Below are 17,021 nucleotides of genomic sequence, written 5' to 3' on the forward strand. Positions count from 1 at the left end.
CTCGATCATCAGAACGGCCGGTACCGTGCGGTCAGGGGGCACTCGAACGGGTCCGCCTCACCGAGACCGACCCGGTTGAGATACCGGATGACGATCCCGTAGGACTCGAACAGACCGGCCTCGGTGTACGGGATGTTCTTCTCGGCGCAGTACTCACGCACCATCGGCCGCACGAGCGGCAGGTTCACGCTCGGCATCCGCGGGAAGAGGTGGTGCTCGATCTGGTGGTTCAGCCCGCCCATGGCCCAGAAGATCGGACGGCCTCCGCGGACGTTGCGGGAGGTGAGCACCTGACGGCGCAGGAAGTCGATCGTATCGCGCTCGGCCAGCAGCGGCATCCCCTTGTGGTTCGGGGCGAAACTGGCGCCCATGTACACCCCGAAGACCATGAGCTGGACGGCGAGGAACGCCAGTGCCCACCACGGTCCCAGCGTCACGATCACCAGGGCCGGGAATCCGAGCAGTCGGATCGCCAGGAACAGCGCCTCGACCCGGCGGTAGCTCAGTTCCCGCTCCTCCACCAACGTGCGGACGGCACTGACATGCAGGTTGAGACCCTCCAGCGTCAGCATCGGGAAGAACATCCACCCTTGCCGCCGGGTGATCCACCCGATCATCCCGGTCCGTTCAGGCACGTCCTCCGGGTCGAAGACCAAGGCCCCGGTCGCGATGTCCCCGTCTTTGCCGATCGTGTTGGGCCGGTCGTGGTGCCTGCCGTGCTTGCGGGCCCACCAGCCGTGACTGAGCCCGACCACCAGGTTCGCGATGACCCGCGAGAGCCACTCGTTGCGGTTGGAGGAACTGAACACCTGCTGGTGTGCCGCATCGTGGCCGAAGAACGCCGCCTGAGTCAGCAGCACACCGAACAGCCCGGCCACGGCGAGCTGCCATGGGCTCTGTCCCAGCGTCAGCAGCAGTGCAACGGCGCCGGCGAAAGCTGCCGCGAGCACTGTGGCTCGCAGGGCGTACCAGCCGCGGCGGCGCTGCATCAGACCGGAGGCCTTCACCCGGCGGGACAACACCAGGAAGTCCTTGGCGGGGTTCACGCGCGCTGCCCGGCGCGGGGCAGCCTGGGCCGATAGGGGCGCGAGGGTGTCGGTCGTCGTCATATCTGCACATTAGGAACAGGGTTCGACCTGGCGCGTCACCCGAACGAGCCATTCTGGTGCCCCTACTCAGGTAGGGGAGTGCGGTGGGCCGTCAGCCGCCGTTGACCGGGATCCGTGCATACAGCCGGTATCCGCCCTCGGCCCGCGGACCCGCCTCGACCGTGCCACCCACGGTGGTGATGCGCTCACGGATGCCCGCCAGCCCCAACCCTGAACCTGGGGCGCTCTCCTCATCGGAAACCGGCGCCGAGTTCAGCACCTGCACAGTGACGGCGCTCGCCTCGGTCGCCACGGTGACATCCACAGTGGACCCGGGAGAGTGCCGCAGCGCGTTGCTCAGCCCCTCCTGGACCACCCGGAACGCCGTCAGCCCGACCGCCGGGGAGACCGCGGTGTCCGGGCCGGAGTAGCTGATCTGCGCACCGGAGGCGCGGGTGGCCTCGATGAGGTCCGGGATGTCGGCCACGGTGGGGACCGGTGCGGTGGGGACCTCGCCGGTGCGCAGCAGGGCCAGCAGCGCGCGCATCTCGTTCAGGGCCTGGCGAGAGGAATCCGCGATGTCGTCGAACTCCTGCTGGATCTCCGGGGGGATACCCGGTTTGCGGTACCGGGCAGTCGTGGACTGGACATTGATCACCGACATGCTGTGTGCGACCACGTCGTGCAGTTCGCGGGCGATCCGGTTGCGTTCCTCGAGATCGCGCCGGCGCTGCAACTCCTCGGCGCTGACACGTTCGGCCCGCTCGGCCCGGCCCAGATTCCGCATCCACAGGCGCCCGAGAATCGCCAGCATCCCCAGCCCCGCGCTGATCGAGGCGAGCACGATGCCGTTGGCCAATCCGCCGTCGGGAATCTCCCCGGCGATCACCAGGAAGGCTCCCACGGTCAGCACGGCTCCTGCAGACCAGACTGCGGCGGCCCAGAGCCAATGGTGGCGCAGCGCGATCACCACGATCACCAGGCAATAGGCGATCAAGGTCGTTACCGGCCACGGCCAGAGGCCCTGGGGAGCAGGATCTGATCCGGTGAGATTCGCTGTGGCCAGCATGGTGCCCAGCGCCGAGAGCAGGATCACCGAACCCGCGCCACCTGCCCAGCGCACCGCGAGCACGAGGGCGGCGCTCTGGGTCAAGGCCAGGACCATCGCGATCGCCGGATGAACACCGTGCACGCTGGCCAGCACCGGCCAGGTGACGGCGAGCAGGATCACCGCGGTGAAGCCGGTGCTGACCCATGCCCACCCGTTCGCACTCATCGCCAAGGCAGGTGCTGAGTACGGACTGCCCGAGGGCCGCCCCGTGCCCGCCGCCGATGGTGCGCCGCCCAACAGGGTCTGGGTGATCAGCCCGTCCACCCGGGCGATCCCGCGGATCACCCACGGCAGGCTGATCAGCGCACCCGCGCCGATCAGCACGTTGATCACCGAATCGAGGACATACATCCCCAGCGCGGTCTCTGGCGCAAGCTCCGGGGCGATGAGTTCCAGCAGCAGTGGCCAGCCGGTGCCCTCACTCTGCTCGCCGGGAATGAAGAGCGTCCAGAACCAGGAGGTCAGGCCTCCCAGTGCCACACCCAGCCAGGTCACCGCGAGCACGAACGTGATCAGCCGCAACGGGAAGGCGATGATCGCTTCGAACACCAGGTCGAGCCAGCGGCGCGGATCGGTCATCACCCGCATCAGACCGGTCACGCTCTTCTGGGTCGGCCGGTAGCGCGGTCGCGCCACCGGCCGGCCCCAGTCCCGCAGCCGGCTGCGGGAGAGATCGGCCAAGCTGGTGGCGAGAAACAACGTCATCGGCATGAGTAGCGCGCCCAACCAGATCACGAAGGTGCCGATCGACAGAACGCTCAACGGCACCAAGAGCCCGAAGCTCACCACGGCCAACGGCAGCCCGGGCAGAATGTAGCGGTAGTCCCGTGCCAGTCGAGCGAGCCGGGCGGATGATGCCTGCGCGTCCATTCCCGGCACGCTATGGTCACCTCGTCTCACGTCGCGTCCCTCCTGGGAGCCAATCCGCCCCTACCTGCGAGGGATTTCTGCTTTGGTCGACGCACGCCGTCCGGTGCGCCGATAGTTTGGGACCATGCTCCCTCATTCCACACCCGGCACGTCGACGGACGAACAGCGGGAGATCCGGGTGGCGATCGTTGACGATCAGTCCATGATTCGCGCGGGATTCGCTGCACTGCTCGACGCTCAGCCGGGAATCACCGTGGTGGGCACCGCCGAGGACGGGCTCGGGATCACGGATCTGGTGCGCCGTACCCAGCCGGACGTGGTGCTGATGGATATCCGCATGCCGAAGGTCAGCGGCCTCGACGCCACCCGTGCCATTGGTGCCATGCCCGGTACGCCGCCACGCGTGGTCATCCTCACCACCTTCGACGCTGACGAGTACATCTTCTCCGCCCTGCGCGCTGGTGCCAGCGGCTTCTTGCTCAAGGATTCCCCTCCCGAAGAGCTGATCCACGCGGTGCGGGTGGTTGCCTCAGGCGAGGCGCTGCTCTCGCCGAGAGTGACCCGCTCACTGATCGCCGACTATGCGGCCCGGCCGCACCGCCCCTCCGGGCCGGGACCGGAGCTGGGTGAACTCACCGAGCGCGAGCTCGAGGTGATGGGCGCCGTGGCCCGCGGCTACTCGAACGTCGAGATCGCGAATGAGCTCTTCGTCTCCGAACAGACCGTCAAGACCCATGTCAGCCGCATCCTGAGCAAATTGGGACTGCGCGACCGCACCCAGATGGTCATCACCGCCTACGAGTCCGGACTCGTCCGCCCGGACCGGTGACTCCTTACGCCCGGGTCCGGAGCGGGGAGAGTTGCCGGCCGCCGTCGTCGGCATTGCCCGGATCGAACCACGCCTCGAAACCGGCGCGCACACCGGGCCACTCGCCGTCGGTGAGAGAAAACCACGCCGTATCCCGGCTACGCCCCTTCACCACGACCGCCTGCCGGAACGTGCCCTCGTAGCTGAAGCCGAGGCGGGCAGCGGCCCTGCGCGAGGGAGCATTCAGACTGTCGCACTTCCACTCGTAGCGGCGATAGCCGAGCTCGTCGAAGACGTACCGCATCAGGAGGTAGTGCGCCTCGGTGGACGCCCATGTGCGCTGCAACGCACGGGAGAAGGTGACCCACCCGACCTCGATCACGCCGTTGGTGGGGTCCTGGCGCATCAGCGCCAGCGTGCCCAGGGCACGCCCGGTGGAGTTGTCCACGACGGCGTAGTGCCGGGGGTCCGTGCTGCTCGCCACGCCCTGTGCCCAGTCGTGATAGTCCTCCCGAGCAGTGAACGGGCCGACTCCGAGGTACGTCCAGTCCCGAGCATCGGGAGCGGCGGCGTACGCGTCATACAGATCGTCCGCGTGCCGGGCAGGGTCGAGGCGCTCCAGCGTGCAGTACCGGCCGCGGAGAGTACCGGCTGGGCCGGGCGGTGCGCCGGACTCCAATCCCGGACCACGTCGCCGACGGGCTGGCCGAACTCGTTCACCTCGGTCACGCTGCTCCTCTCCTGCCTGCCATGTACGCCGGTGGCGGACCGATCATGTCAGAGTGGCGTCATGACTCGAGGAAGGCAGGGCAGATGAGCGCGGGAGACGACCACGGCCCGACGGGCGGCTTCACGGTGGACGTGTGGAGTGACGTCATGTGCCCGTTCTGCTACATGGGTGATGCGCTGCTCACGCAGGCGCTGGTGCAGTTCGGCCACCCGGTCCAGGTGCGGTATCACACCTTCCTCCTCATGCCCGACCTGACCAGCGATGTCCCGGTCTCCGTCGACGAGCTGCTCGCGAGCAAGCACGGCATCCCCCGCGAGCAGGCGGCCGCGATGAACGAGCAGGTGGCAGCGCGGGGGCGGGATCTCGGACTCGACTACCGCTTCGACCGGGCGGCGGCGGTCACCACCCGGAAGGCGCACGAACTCAGCCATCATGCCGCCGCCCACGGCAGGCAGCGCGAGATGATCCAGCGCCTGTTCCGGGCCTACTTCACCGACGGGCTCAACATCGCCGACCCGCAGGTGCTCGGCGACCTCGCCGCCGAGACCGGGCTCGACCGGGAGTCCGCGCTCGCGGCCCAGGCCAGTGGCGAGCATGCCGATGCCGTCGAGGAGGACCGGCGGCAGGCGCAGGAAATCGGCGTCACGGGCGTGCCGTTCTTCGTCTTCGCCGGCCGGTACGCCGTCTCGGGTGCCCAGCCGCTGGAGGTCTTCGTGCAGGCGCTGCAGACGAGCTGGGACGAGACCCGCGCCGCCGGCGTACAGGCCGGGCCCTAGGCTGCACCCATGGCCACCGTCATCCTCGTCCGGCATGGACGTTCGACCGCTAACGTCGACGGCGTCCTCGCCGGTCGCACGCCAGGTGTACTTCTCGACGACCTCGGCCGGGAGCAAGCCGAGCGCACCGCGCAGCGGCTCGCCGTGGTTCCCCTGGTGGAGGTGGTCTCCAGTCCGATCGAGCGGTGCGTGCAGACCGCCCGGACTCTCCTGGAGCAGCAGGACGATCTCGAGTTGAGCCTGGACGAAGCCCTCACCGAGTGCGACTACGGGCGCTGGCAGGGCCTGTCGCTGGGCGACCTCGTCAAGGAGCCGCTGTGGCCGGTGGTCCAGAGTCAGCCCTCCGCCGTCGTCTTCCCCGGGGGCGAGTCACTGGCGGCGATGCAGGCCCGCGCGGTGGGCGCCATCCGGCGCCGCGATGCTGAGATCGAGGCGAAGCACGGCGCAGGTGCGGTCTGGGCCGTGGTCAGCCACGGTGACATCATCAAGTCCGTCCTCGCCGATGCGCTGGGTATGCACCTCGACCTCTTCCAACGCCTCAACGTAGGGCCGGCGTCCATCTCCGTGGTCCGCTACGGCGCCGCCAGGCCGGATGTGGTCTCGACCAACACCGAGTTCGGTGACCTGACGTGGTTGCGTTCGGCCGCACCTGTGGCAGATGCGCCGGTCGGGGGCGGGGCCGGGCGCGAGGGTGCGGGTCGTGAGAGTGCGGGCCTCGATGACGGCGCAGGTTCCGCCTCGTAGACTGGTCGCCATGCCGACTCTCGTCCATGAGTACGACTGGCCCGATCGCGTCGTTGTCGGGACCGTCGGTCGCCCCGGTGAACGCACCTTCTACCTGCAGGTCCGACACGGTGCCCGCTCCACCAGCGTGGCGCTCGAGAAGGAGCAGTCCGTCCTGCTCGCGGCGAAGATGGACGGGCTCCTGGATGAGCTCACGGCGGATCCCGACCACCCCGTCACCGCCCCCCAAGAGGTTCCGGATGAGCTCATCGACAACGACCCCCTGGACCAGCCCGTCGAGGAAGAGTTCCGTTCCGGGACGATGACCCTCGGCTGGGACCCGCGGACCGCGCAGATCGTCATCGAGGCCTTTGCCCTCGACGAGCGGGACGAGGGTGAGGCTGTCGAGCCGGGCGAGGACGGACTCGATGAACCGAGCCCCGATGAGCCGAGCGCGGTGCTCCGCGTGCGAATCCCGGTCGGCGCCGCACGAGCCTTCGCGCAGCGCACCCGGCAGGTGGCGTTCGCCGGGCGCCCGATCTGTCCGCTCTGCGCCCGCCCGATCGACCCCGACGGACATGTCTGCGATCTCACCGATGACAGGTGAGAGCTGTTGAGGCTCGATCTCGAGCACGATGAGGTGGACCTCGAGCACGGTGACCTGGAGCTTGAGGGGCGGATCGCCGTCGCCTCCAACGCCACGTTCGTCGGAACGATCGGCGACGTCGCCGTCGTCTACAAACCGGTTGCCGGCGAGCGGCCGTTGTGGGACTTCCCGGACGGCACGCTCGCTTCCCGTGAAGTGGCTGCCTACCTGGTCTCCCAGGCCCTCGGGTGGACGATCGTCCCACTCACCTGGATGCGCGAGGGGCCGCTCGGCGTCGGTATGGTGCAGCGGTGGCAGGAGCCTGACCACGAGCGCGACCCGGTGGACGTCGTCCCCTCGCACGCAGTGCCCGACCACTGGCGCACCGTGCTCGAGGGCAGCGATGAGGGCGGACGGCCCCTGACGGTGATCCACGAGGACTCCGCCGCCCTGCGCCGCATCGCCGTGTTCGACGTGCTCGTGAACAACGCCGACCGTAAGGGCAGCCACATCCTGCCAGTCTCGGAGGGGCACCGCTACGGCGTGGATCACGGTGTCACCTTTCACACCGAGCCCAAATTGCGCACCGTGCTGTGGGGGTGGATGGATGAAGCACTCGATCCCGACGAGATCGCCGGGATCACGCAGGTGCGCGCGAAGCTGGACGGCGAGCTGGGGGAGCAACTCGCTACCTTGCTGAGCGGGCCGGAGATCGAGGCCCTCACCGCGCGGTGCGAACGCCTCCTCGCCACACGGACGTTTCCTCGGCCCGAAGGCGATGCCCCCGCCGTCCCGTGGCCGTTGTTCTGACGCGCTCGTTGCTGCGCGCGGCGCGTCCCCGGTCACCAGGCGCCCCTGGTCGTTGCCTGGCTGCCACGCCAGCGACGATGATCGGCGCCTATCCCGGGGCGGCCGCCCCCGCGATCCGCCCGGCGCCGGCGTAGACAGTGAGCCGGTCGCCGCGGGAGAACCCGATCAGCGTCATCCCGGCATCGTCGGCGAGCTCAACCGCCAGCGCGCTCGGCGCGCTCACCGCCGCCAGCGTCTCGATCCCCGCCAGGTGCGCCTTCTGCACCAGCTCGAACGAGGCCCGGCCGGAGACCTGCAGCACTGCAGGCCGCAGGGGGAGCCGCCCGTCGCGCAGCGCCCAGCCAACCACCTTGTCGACGGCGTTGTGCCGCCCCACATCCTCCCGCAGACACAGCAGCTCACCGCCGGTGGTGAACAGCCCGGCCGCGTGCGTACCTCCCGTCTTGTCGAACTGCGACTGCCGCTCGCGCAGAGCGCCGGGAAGGGCGAGCAACACCTCAGGTACCAGCTGCTCACCCGCGGAAGGGACGCCGTCGGCGGATCGCCTGGGGAAGGCCGGCTCCTTCGTGACCTCCTCGATCGAGGAGACCCCGCAGATCCCGCATGACGAGGACGTGTAGACCGCCCGCTCGGCGCTCGCGGCCGGTGGCGGCACGCCCGGCGCGAGGGTGACGTCGACGATGTTGTAGGTGGCCATGCCTGACGCGTCCACGCCCGGGCCGTAGGAGATCTGGGCGATCTGCTCGCGGGCGTGCACGACGGTCTCGGCTACCAGGAAGCCAGCGGCCAGATCGAAGTCGTGCCCCGGGGTGCGCATCGTCACCGCGAGCGAGCGCCCGTTCACGCGGACCTCCAGCGGTTCCTCGCCGGCGAGGAGCTCCATTCGCTCCCGACGGCGGCCCTCGCCATCGATCATGAGCGTGCGCCGCCGCGTGCTCACCCGCGCCATGGGAGAATCCTGGTGAGGCTCGACATGCTGGCCACGGTACGGGAGGTTCGATGGCGAAGGCACCCGAGCAAGGAATCGACGAATCGGAATTGCAAGTCGGTGAGCCGAAGAGCTCCGCGGCCGGTGTTCCCGGGGTGCTGCACGCGATGGCGACCTCCTTGGAACAGATGGGACCGGTGCGCACCGCCCGCACGCTCCTGGCCGTGAACCAGACCGGTGGATTCGACTGCCCCGGATGCGCGTGGCCCGAGCACAAGGAACGGCATACGGCTGAGTTCTGCGAGAACGGGGCCAAGGCGGTGGCCGAGGAAGCCACGAAGAGGCGCGTTCCGCCGTCGTTCTTCGCCGAGCACTCCCTGGCCGACCTCGCCGAGAAGGACGACTACTGGCTCGGTCAGCAGGGGCGCCTCACGCATCCGATGGTCCGCGAGGAGGGCGCCACTCACTACCGGCCGATCCGCTGGGATGACGCCTTCGATCTCATCGCCGGGGAGATTCGCTCCTGCCATCCGGATGAGTCGATCTTCTACACCTCCGGGCGCACCTCCAACGAAGCGGCCTTCCTGTACCAACTCATGGTGCGCGGCCTCGGCACGAACAACTTGCCCGACTGCTCGAACATGTGCCACGAGTCCTCCGGGGCCGCGCTGACCGAGACGATCGGAATCGGCAAGGGCTCGGTGAGCCTGGCGGACGTGGAGAACGCCGCACTGATCCTGGTAGCGGGGCAGAATCCCGGCACCAACCATCCCCGGATGCTCTCCGCCCTGGAGAAGGCGAAGGCCCGCGGCGCCGTGATCGTGGCCATCAACCCACTCCCCGAGGCAGGGCTCGGCACGTTCCACAACCCGCAGACCGTGCGCGGTATGACCCGCGGCACCCAGCTGGCCGACGACTTCCTGCAGATTCGCCTCGGCGGCGATCAGGCCCTGTTCCAGGCCCTCGGGGCGCTGCTGATCGAGGCAGGGGCACTCGATCACGAGTTCCTCGCCGATTCGGTCGCTGGGTTCGATGCCTACGCCGCCCATGTGAGTCAGTTGGACTGGGATGAGGTGCGTTCCGCCACTGGGCTGACCCGCGCGCAGATCGAGGCACTCGCGGATCGGCTGATCGCCGCACGCTCCACGGTGGTGTGCTGGGCGATGGGGCTCACCCAGCACCCGCACGCCGTGGCCACGCTGCGCGACGTGGTCAACGTGCTGCTCCTGCAGGGCAACATCGGCAAGCCGGGGGCGGGCGTGTGCCCGGTGCGTGGGCACTCGAATGTGCAGGGCGATCGCACGATGGGCATTTTCGAGAAGATGCCCGAACCGTTTCTCGCGGCCCTCGATGCCGAGTTCTCCTTCACCGCACCGCGCGAGCACGGGTACGACACCGTCGGCGCGATCGAGGCCATGCGCGACGGCAAGGCGAAGGTGTTCATCGCGATGGGCGGGAACTTCCTGCGCGCCACCCCGGACACGGAACTGACCGAGGCCGCGATGGCGAGCATGAACCTGACGGTCCAGGTGTCCACGAAGTTGAACCGGTCGCACGTGATCACCGGGCGTCGGGCGCTCATCCTGCCCGCGCTCGGGCGTACCGATGCCGATGTGCAGGCGAGCGGCCCGCAGCGGGTCACCGTGGAAGATTCGATGAGCGCCGTGCACGCCTCGCAAGGCCGGCTGGCTCCGCCGTCAGAGCATGTGCTCTCCGAGGTGTCCATGGTGTGCCGGCTTGCGGAGCGCCTCTTCAGCCCGATCCCCGACGGCGGTCCTCCCGTTGATCCCGGCCGTTCCCCAGGTGGGGCTCCGCAGGTGGACTGGCGAGCACTCGAGGGCGACTACCGCCTGATCCGCGAGCACATTTCGCGCGTGGTGCCCGGCTTCGAGAACTACGAGGAGCGGATCGACGAACCCGGTGGGTTCGTGCTGCCGCACCCGCCGCGGGACACTCGCACCTTCGCCCTGCCGGGCGGGCGAGCCGTGATGACGGCCAACGAACTGGAGTACCCGCGGGTGCCGCAGGGCCGGTTGCTGCTGCAGACCATCCGCTCGCACGATCAGTTCAACACCACCATCTACGGCAAGGACGACCGGTATCGCGGCATCAGCGGCGGGCGGCGTGTGGTGTTTGTGCACCCTGAGGACTTGGCGGACCAGAGCGTCGCGGACGGTGAGATGGTGGACATCGTCTCTGAGTTCGGCCGGCCGGGGGACGAGCCGACGGAGCGCCGGGCTGAGCGGTTCCGCGCGGTGGCCTATCCGACGGCTCGGGGGTGCGTGGCCGCGTATTTCCCGGAGACCAACGTGCTCGTGCCCGTGGATTCTTACGCCACGACCTCGCGCACGCCGGCGTCGAAGTCCGTGGTGGTCCGCCTGGAGCGCAGTGGTGACCCGTAGCGGTCAGCGGCAGGCGATGGTGTCAGCGGGGACGTCCAGGTCGAAGTCCACACGCACCGTCTCTGTCTGAGTCATGGCGTCCTTCAACGTCGCCACACCGCGCACACTGGCGCCACCGGCATCCAGGGTGACCTCCGCGCCGTCCGGGCTGCCGTACACGCCTTCCGGTCCCGCCCACGCGACGTCGTTGTAGGGGACTCCGGCGAGTTCCTCGATGTAGACATCGATCTGGACCCGCTCTCCGTCGTGCTCGCCGAAGCCCTGGAGCTCCAACTCCCGTTCCACCATCTCCTGCTGTAATGGCTCGCAGTTGCGCAGTTCAGTGATCTCGTACTGGACGTCGTCGACGGTCACGATGCCAAGAACTGCGCCGCTACTGCTCTGATCCTCGGCCTCCTCTGCCGGCTCCTCCTCGGCGGGCTCAACCTCAGCAGAGTCGTCTTCGGCGGAGACCTGCGCCTCATCCGCGGTTTCTGCCTCGGCCTCGACCGGCTCGTCGGTCGTGGAACCGGCATCCGGTGATGAACAGGCGGCCAGGCCCAGCAGGGCTGTCGCCACGATCGCAATGGGGGCGCTGCGCAGGGCGGTTCGCATGATCGGTCTCCTCAGGTTTCAGGGGCAGGTCACGGCGGCAACGAAGTCGCCCACCAACGGGTCCTCGGAGCTTGGCAGTCCGTCGAACGATCCGACGGCGCTCGCCTCAGTTCCGACGAATCGGACAAGTGGGACGGTGCCGCTCCCCGACAGCCACTCGGTCTCGCCGCCCTCGTCGCGCTGCGCGGTCACCATCGAGTTGGTGTTCAGCTCGCGTTCTTCCGTCCCGCCGAGGAGGGAGAGGCGGACGTATTCGTCCTCCCACGCCCAGCCGATCTCGGCTCCGATCGTGCGGCTCCACGCCAGCTCTGCCGGGCCGTGGTCGGTCTCTCCTCGGGCCGTCACCTCGAGCAGGCCGGCGTCGGGCACGTCCTCGACCCGGCACTCGACATCATCGAAGTCGAGCCGTTCGCTCGCGAACTCGATATACGCGTGGCCGGGTTCGGCAGGCTCGACGTCTGGATGAAGGCTGTCAGCCACGAGGACGTCGAGATAGTCGCCTGCGTCCTGGCCCTCCTCCACCTGCCCGGTGTCGTCGGACTGCTCGGCCACCGAACTGCCCTCATCCGGGTCTCCGTCGGGCTCCTGGGCCGGTGCGGCGTCGCTGCAGGCTGCCATCATCGCTGCCAGGGCGAGTGCCGTGGCGATGCGCCCTGGTGCGCGATGTGAGGTGCTCACTGGGTGCCCGTCCGAACGGATGTGGCGTTCTTCCGGCGAGTGACGGCCAGCAGCAGCGCCCCGAGAGTCATCAGTGCAGCCGCCGCCGTGAGGGGCTGCGGGCCGAAGCCGGTCGTGGCCAGCGTGGCGCCGGAGTCTGTCGGGACCGCCGCACCCGTGTCCGTGGTCGAGGGCGTCGAGCCGGGAGCGCCGGTTTCGGCGGGCTCAGTCGGCTCGACGGGTTCGACCGCGGTCGGAACCACATCGATCACGACGGCGTCCGTTGCGCCGCCCTGGTGGGTGCCGGTGATCGTGTGCTGGCTGGCCGTCGGGAAGGTGACGTGGTCACCGTCCACCATGTCCGTGGCCACGTCGGAGGTGAAGGTTGTCTCCGCGGTGACATCGCCCAGCGACGAGCCCTGCGCATCGAACCCCTCGGCGGTCAGGACCACGCTGCCGCCTTCGTCGACTGTGACAGCCGATGCGTGCACGTCGATCGTCACGATCTCCACCGGGACCGGCGCCCACCGCGCCGTGATCGTGGTGTCGCCATGCAACGGGTCACCGCTGACCCAGGGGCGCTGGCCTTCAGTGGTGCCGGAGTCGGCCGCGAGCCAGCCGAGGAACTCCCGTTCGGGGTGGTGGGGGGCAGCAGGCTCCGCCGCTTCGGGCACCGTGCCCCAGGGGACGCCGTCGGTGCTGTGGTTCAGCGGAACCCGAATGGGTGCCGGCATCGGGGTGCCGACCTCCGGGTCGGTGAACTGGACGTTGATCACGGGTGTGGTGTCGAACTCGTACCACGTGGGCCAGGTGAATCCGCCGTTGGCCGCCTGACCCTCTCCTTCACGCCAGAGGTACTCGATCAGCGGGTTCGTCACGTCCTGATCGCCGATGATCGGGTTTGCGGAGGCCTGTGGTTCGGGGCCGAGGAAGCGGACCACCTCCAACCCCGGGTTGTCCATGAACACCGCGGTACCCAGCTCGGTCACGCCGGCCGGGATGGTGACCTGCCGTAGATCGTTCCGCGCGAAGGCCTCGTCACCGACCTGCGCGATGCTGGCCGGGATCACCACCTCGGTGAGGTCGTTCAGCCAGAATGCCCGCGCCTCGATCGTGGTCAAGGAACTCGGCAGGGTGAGGGTACTGATCTCGTTGGCCGAGAATGCGCTGTTGCCGAGGTGCGTGAGCTCGGGAAGGTCGAGTGACGTGATGTCGTTCCTGGTGAAGGCGTAGGAACCGATGCTCGTGAGCGTGTCAGGCAGGTCGACCGTCGTCAGCTTGTTCTGCGCGAAGGCGGAAGTGTCGATGCTGGTGAGTGTCGCCGGCAGTTGCACCGACTCCAGTCCCGCCGTCAGGAAGGCCTGGAAGCCCACCGAGATCACGGGGACGCTTTCGGCGTCGATGCTCACCTGCTCGGGGATGCTCAGCTGCGGGTGATCGGGATTGTCGTCGCGGGTGTAGGAGATGGCGACGGCGCCGAGGCCGGGATCGTCCGGGTCGGCCAGTTCGTAGGTGACGCCGGCCAGCTCGACCGTGGCATCGGCGTGAGCTGGGGTCGCGACGCTCATCGCTGCCGCCGATAACAGCATCGCGACCGCGATGGTGGCTCGCTTGCCGCGAGGGAGAAGTGATCGACGCGGAGACATGAGTGCCTTCCTGGGCTCGGGCTGAACGGGCGTCGAACACGATAAGTTGAGGCGCGTCCGGCGGCGATGGCCAACGTTTTGCCATCCCGCCTCGAACGCTGATCAACGAAGAGGAGTGTGACGTGGCAAGCGGTCCGGCAGTGACGTCGAACGATGCGGTCCGGCTCCTGGAAAACCTCGAGACCCACCGCGGGGTCCTCGTCAGCGGCGCTGCGGGCATCGGGAAGTCGCACCTGCTGCGCGGCGTTCGCGCACTCCTGGAGGAGGCAGGCCGGTTGGCCCCGGTGCTCTCGGCATGCAGCCTGGGACGCGGCATCCCCCTCGGAGTGTTTGTCGGCGCTCTGGACCTGCCGGTCGAGGAGATGAGCTCACCCGGTGCGGTCATCGATGCGTTCTCCCGGCATCGGTCCTCGACGGTGTTGCTGGTGGACGATGTGGATCATCTCGACGATGCCTCGCTGTGGGTGGTCGCGCACCTGATCCGCACCACGGGATTGCCCGCGATCCTGACCTCTCGCGGACTCTCCACCGCGCCGGATGTCGTCCGTGATCTCTACGACGCGGGGGCCGTGGTCGAGGTTGCGGTGCAGGGGCTCCCGGACCGTGACGCACTGACATTGGTGGCCCGCACGATGGGTGGCGCGCCTACACCCGCAACGGGTGCGGCAGTCGTCGCGGCCGGACGCGGAAATCCGCTCCATCTGCGCGAGATCGTCTCGGGCACGATGGCTGATGGGCGCCTGGTGGAGACCCCGCATGGCTGGGAGCTGGTGGGAGGCCCGACGGTGACACCGCGGATGGGTCAGGTGATCGGCGAACGGTTCCACGGTGTGGACGAGCCCACGGTGGAGGCTGCTGCCGTGGTTGCGATCGCCGGGGAGTGCCCCGCAGACGCCATCACTGAGGAAGCGCGGCGTGCCCTGACGCGAACCGAGCTGGTGGAGTACACCACCTGCGGGTGGCTGCGCCTGAGCCATCCGCTCGATGCCGAGTACCTGCGATCGCGCTGCTCGGCGGCGCTCTGGCATGACCTTACCCACGAGGCCATCCGGGTGCTGCGCGGCCCATCCGCAGCCGAACGTCCCGATGCCCGCCGCCACGCCGATCTGCTGGCCCTCGACCTAGGGCAGGACATCGACGCCGACGCAACGATCGCCCTGGCCGAACATGCACTTGGTGCGTTCGACGCTCACCTCGCACTCCGAGCCGCCGAGGCTGTCCTGGCCCTGGGCGAGCAGCCGGTGGCGGCGCACCGCCTTGCGGGTCTTGCCGATTCCGCCCTCAACCGGATCGAGAGCGCAGACGCTCATCTCGCCGCAGCCGAAGACGCGGCGCAGACCGCGGCGGAGCGCGTCTCGGTGGCACTGGCCCAGGCACAGCACCTCGGGATGCGTCATCACGACGCGGCCGCCGCGCTCGCCGTGATCGAGCGGGCCGCCGGCACCGTCGAGGACGCGGAACATGTGGCGCATCTACATCGGGCAGCGTTGCGCTGGGCGGCGGTTGCGGGTATGACTCCGCCGAGCCAGTCCGCACCGGTGCCGGCTGAACTCAAGGAGGCCGAGACCGTGATGGGGCTGATCACCATCGGTCTGTCCGGAGTGATCTCTGGCCCGCTGCACGAGTCCGAACTCCTGCTGAGTGAGCTACGGCGGGTCCCCGCCGACCTGCTCGCCCTGGTGCCGGGGGGCTCCGCTTTGATCGAGCTCACGGCCGTCATGGCCCTGTCGTTCACCGGTGACGTGATCGCGACGCGGCGCCGGATCGAAGGGCTCATCGAGGGAACGAACGAGCGCGCCCCAGAGTCCGTCGGAACGTGGGAGTACGCACTCGGTTTCATTGAGCTGCTTTCCGCTGACGCCGAGCAGGCGTATCAGCGGGCATGTTCGGCCACCACACACCTCGCATGGCGCGATCCGGCCGGATTGCTTCCTGCGGCGCAAGCCCTCAGCAGTGCTGCCGCTCTCGCCACCGGGCGTCAGATGGAAGCCCGCCAGGCGTTCGAGGCGGTACCGGAAGCGGCCATCGGCGATCCCAAGGTGGTGATGTTGCGTGCCTGGGCAGACGCGTGGCAGGCCAATCATGACAATCGTGCCGATCACGCGGCCCTCGTGCTGGTGGAGGCGGCGCGATGGTTGCTCTCGGTGCAGCACACGTTCTTCGCCGGCATGCTCGCGCATTGCGCCGCGCGGATCGGCCATCGCCTCGACGATGCCGCATCTGTGCTCGAAGCTGCGACGGCGTTGGCAGGGGGTGGGCTGCTCCACCTCCTTGAGCGACACGCGGTGGCCACTCGGGACGGGGATTTCACGAGTCTCGCTGCCGTGGCGACGGACGCTCAGGAACTCGGCCTGGTTGTCACCGCTGCCGATTCCTGGTTGTGGCTATCCGAGCACGCGAGCGGCGCACGCGCACGTGGGTTCAGCGAGCTCCAGGCTCGCCGGTATCGGATGTCTGCCGACCGGCTGTGCACCGAGCGGCCGGGAATGGCGCTGTGGCGCGGTCAAGCAGACCGTTCCCTGCTGCTCTCTGCGCGCGAGCTCGAGGTTGCCACGTTGGCGGCGCGCAGACTCACCGCCAAGGAGATCGCCGGTGCTAACGGCGTCTCGGTGAACACAGTGACCAATCAGCTGGCGTCGGCCTTCCGTAAGCTCGGGGTCAACAACCGCGCCGAGTTGCGCGAGGTTCTCGGTGCGGAGAGTCTCGCCGAGGGCTGAATGAGACAGACGGGCAGGATAGCGCCGAAGTCCGTTGTCAGTGACAGGGCGTGGTGGCGAACCTCTGGAGGTGGCTGGCGAGCGCCGCTATCGACCTGGTCGACTCTATGAGGGCAGACGTACCGCCCCTTGGCCCTTGGTGCCAAGGATGTCGTCCGGATTGGAGTACGGGCATGACCTGAGTGAGAGACAGCCGCAACCGATGCAGTCCGAGAACCGGTCACGCAGGGCGGTGAGGAACTCGATCCTGTCGTTGAGGTCGTCACGCCACTCCCGCGAGATGCGCGCCCAATCTCGCTTGGTCGGCACTCCTTGATCTGGCAGTTGGTCGAGCGCGTTCTTGATGCGCTCGAGCGTGATTCCCACTCGCTGCGACGCGCGGATGAACGCGAGGATTCGCAGCGTGTCACGACGGTACTCGCGGCGGTCCCCAGCGGTCCGCCGACTGCGGATGAGTCCAAGGGACTCGTAGTAGTGCAGGGTCGAAACGGCAACACCTGCTCGTTCGGCAATGTGGCCGGGTTTGAGCCAGATGGCGTCCTTGGGCACCTGGGACATCGGTGCAATCTCCTGCC

General features: G+C 68.5%; 15 protein-coding genes. 7 read left to right on the forward strand and 8 right to left on the reverse strand.

What is annotated here, in order from left to right:
- Window positions 1-8: 8 nt before the first annotated feature.
- Both LQF10_RS04250 and LQF10_RS04255 read right to left on the reverse strand, forming a co-directional pair.
- Window positions 9-1,109, reverse strand: a complete 1,101-nt coding sequence (locus LQF10_RS04250) for a fatty acid desaturase family protein (RefSeq protein WP_231066255.1) — start codon at window positions 1,107-1,109, stop codon at window positions 9-11.
- Between the two features lie 91 nt (window positions 1,110-1,200).
- The gene (locus LQF10_RS04255) at window positions 1,201-3,069 is read right to left on the reverse strand and encodes a sensor histidine kinase (protein ID WP_231066256.1); all 1,869 of its coding nucleotides are present in this window, start codon (window positions 3,067-3,069) and stop codon (window positions 1,201-1,203) included.
- A 124-nt stretch (window positions 3,070-3,193) separates the two neighbouring features.
- Here LQF10_RS04255 and LQF10_RS04260 point away from each other — a divergent pair, with 124 nt between their 5' ends.
- A complete protein-coding gene (locus LQF10_RS04260) occupies window positions 3,194-3,898 on the forward strand; it encodes a response regulator (protein ID WP_231066257.1) in 705 nt (234 codons plus the stop codon).
- Between the two features lie 4 nt (window positions 3,899-3,902).
- Here LQF10_RS04260 and LQF10_RS04265 read toward each other — a convergent pair whose 3' ends face one another.
- On the reverse strand, window positions 3,903-4,556 hold the full coding sequence (locus tag LQF10_RS04265) for a GNAT family N-acetyltransferase (RefSeq protein WP_231066258.1): 654 nt from the start codon (window positions 4,554-4,556) through the stop codon (window positions 3,903-3,905).
- 134 nt (window positions 4,557-4,690) lie between these two features.
- Here LQF10_RS04265 and LQF10_RS04270 point away from each other — a divergent pair, with 134 nt between their 5' ends.
- Genes LQF10_RS04270 through LQF10_RS04285 form a run of 4 tightly spaced genes read left to right on the forward strand, consistent with a single transcriptional unit; the run spans window position 4,691 to window position 7,502 of the window.
- Window positions 4,691-5,383 (forward strand): DsbA family oxidoreductase, encoded by a 693-nt coding sequence (locus LQF10_RS04270; RefSeq protein ID WP_231066259.1) that lies wholly within the window; start codon window positions 4,691-4,693, stop codon window positions 5,381-5,383.
- 9 nt (window positions 5,384-5,392) lie between these two features.
- Window positions 5,393-6,127 (forward strand): histidine phosphatase family protein, encoded by a 735-nt coding sequence (locus tag LQF10_RS04275; RefSeq protein ID WP_231066260.1) that lies wholly within the window; start codon window positions 5,393-5,395, stop codon window positions 6,125-6,127.
- Between the two features lie 10 nt (window positions 6,128-6,137).
- Window positions 6,138-6,713 (forward strand): DUF3090 domain-containing protein, encoded by a 576-nt coding sequence (locus LQF10_RS04280; RefSeq protein ID WP_231066261.1) that lies wholly within the window; start codon window positions 6,138-6,140, stop codon window positions 6,711-6,713.
- Window positions 6,714-6,719: 6 nt separating this feature from the next.
- Window positions 6,720-7,502, forward strand: a complete 783-nt coding sequence (locus tag LQF10_RS04285) for an SCO1664 family protein (protein WP_231066262.1) — start codon at window positions 6,720-6,722, stop codon at window positions 7,500-7,502.
- An 88-nt stretch (window positions 7,503-7,590) separates the two neighbouring features.
- Here LQF10_RS04285 and fdhD read toward each other — a convergent pair whose 3' ends face one another.
- On the reverse strand, window positions 7,591-8,451 hold the full coding sequence (fdhD, locus tag LQF10_RS04290; RefSeq protein WP_231066263.1) for a formate dehydrogenase accessory sulfurtransferase FdhD: 861 nt from the start codon (window positions 8,449-8,451) through the stop codon (window positions 7,591-7,593).
- A 50-nt stretch (window positions 8,452-8,501) separates the two neighbouring features.
- Between fdhD and LQF10_RS04295 the strand changes: the two genes are divergently transcribed.
- Window positions 8,502-10,832 carry an FdhF/YdeP family oxidoreductase gene (locus LQF10_RS04295; protein WP_231066264.1) on the forward strand — a complete coding sequence of 777 codons (2,331 nt, stop codon included), beginning with the start codon at window positions 8,502-8,504 and terminating at the stop codon, window positions 10,830-10,832.
- 3 nt (window positions 10,833-10,835) lie between these two features.
- Here LQF10_RS04295 and LQF10_RS04300 read toward each other — a convergent pair whose 3' ends face one another.
- Genes LQF10_RS04300 through LQF10_RS04310 form a run of 3 tightly spaced genes read right to left on the reverse strand, consistent with a single transcriptional unit; the run spans window position 10,836 to window position 13,651 of the window.
- Window positions 10,836-11,426 (reverse strand): hypothetical protein, encoded by a 591-nt coding sequence (locus LQF10_RS04300; protein ID WP_231066265.1) that lies wholly within the window; start codon window positions 11,424-11,426, stop codon window positions 10,836-10,838.
- A gap of 18 nt (window positions 11,427-11,444) precedes the next feature.
- On the reverse strand, window positions 11,445-12,104 hold the full coding sequence (locus LQF10_RS04305; protein WP_231066266.1) for a hypothetical protein: 660 nt from the start codon (window positions 12,102-12,104) through the stop codon (window positions 11,445-11,447).
- A complete protein-coding gene (locus tag LQF10_RS04310; RefSeq protein WP_231066267.1) occupies window positions 12,101-13,651 on the reverse strand; it encodes a leucine-rich repeat protein in 1,551 nt (516 codons plus the stop codon). Before LQF10_RS04310 ends, LQF10_RS04305 begins: the two co-directional genes overlap by 4 nt.
- Window positions 13,652-13,851: 200 nt before the next feature.
- Here LQF10_RS04310 and LQF10_RS04315 point away from each other — a divergent pair, with 200 nt between their 5' ends.
- Window positions 13,852-16,446, forward strand: a complete 2,595-nt coding sequence (locus LQF10_RS04315) for a helix-turn-helix transcriptional regulator (RefSeq protein WP_231066268.1) — start codon at window positions 13,852-13,854, stop codon at window positions 16,444-16,446.
- A 105-nt stretch (window positions 16,447-16,551) separates the two neighbouring features.
- Here LQF10_RS04315 and soxR read toward each other — a convergent pair whose 3' ends face one another.
- The gene (soxR, locus tag LQF10_RS04320; protein ID WP_231066269.1) at window positions 16,552-17,004 is read right to left on the reverse strand and encodes a redox-sensitive transcriptional activator SoxR; all 453 of its coding nucleotides are present in this window, start codon (window positions 17,002-17,004) and stop codon (window positions 16,552-16,554) included.
- Window positions 17,005-17,021: the final 17 nt, after the last annotated feature.

Origin of the sequence: Ruania halotolerans, assembly GCF_021049285.1 — a bacterium.
In the GTDB taxonomy this organism is placed as follows: domain Bacteria; phylum Actinomycetota; class Actinomycetes; order Actinomycetales; family Beutenbergiaceae; genus Ruania; species Ruania halotolerans.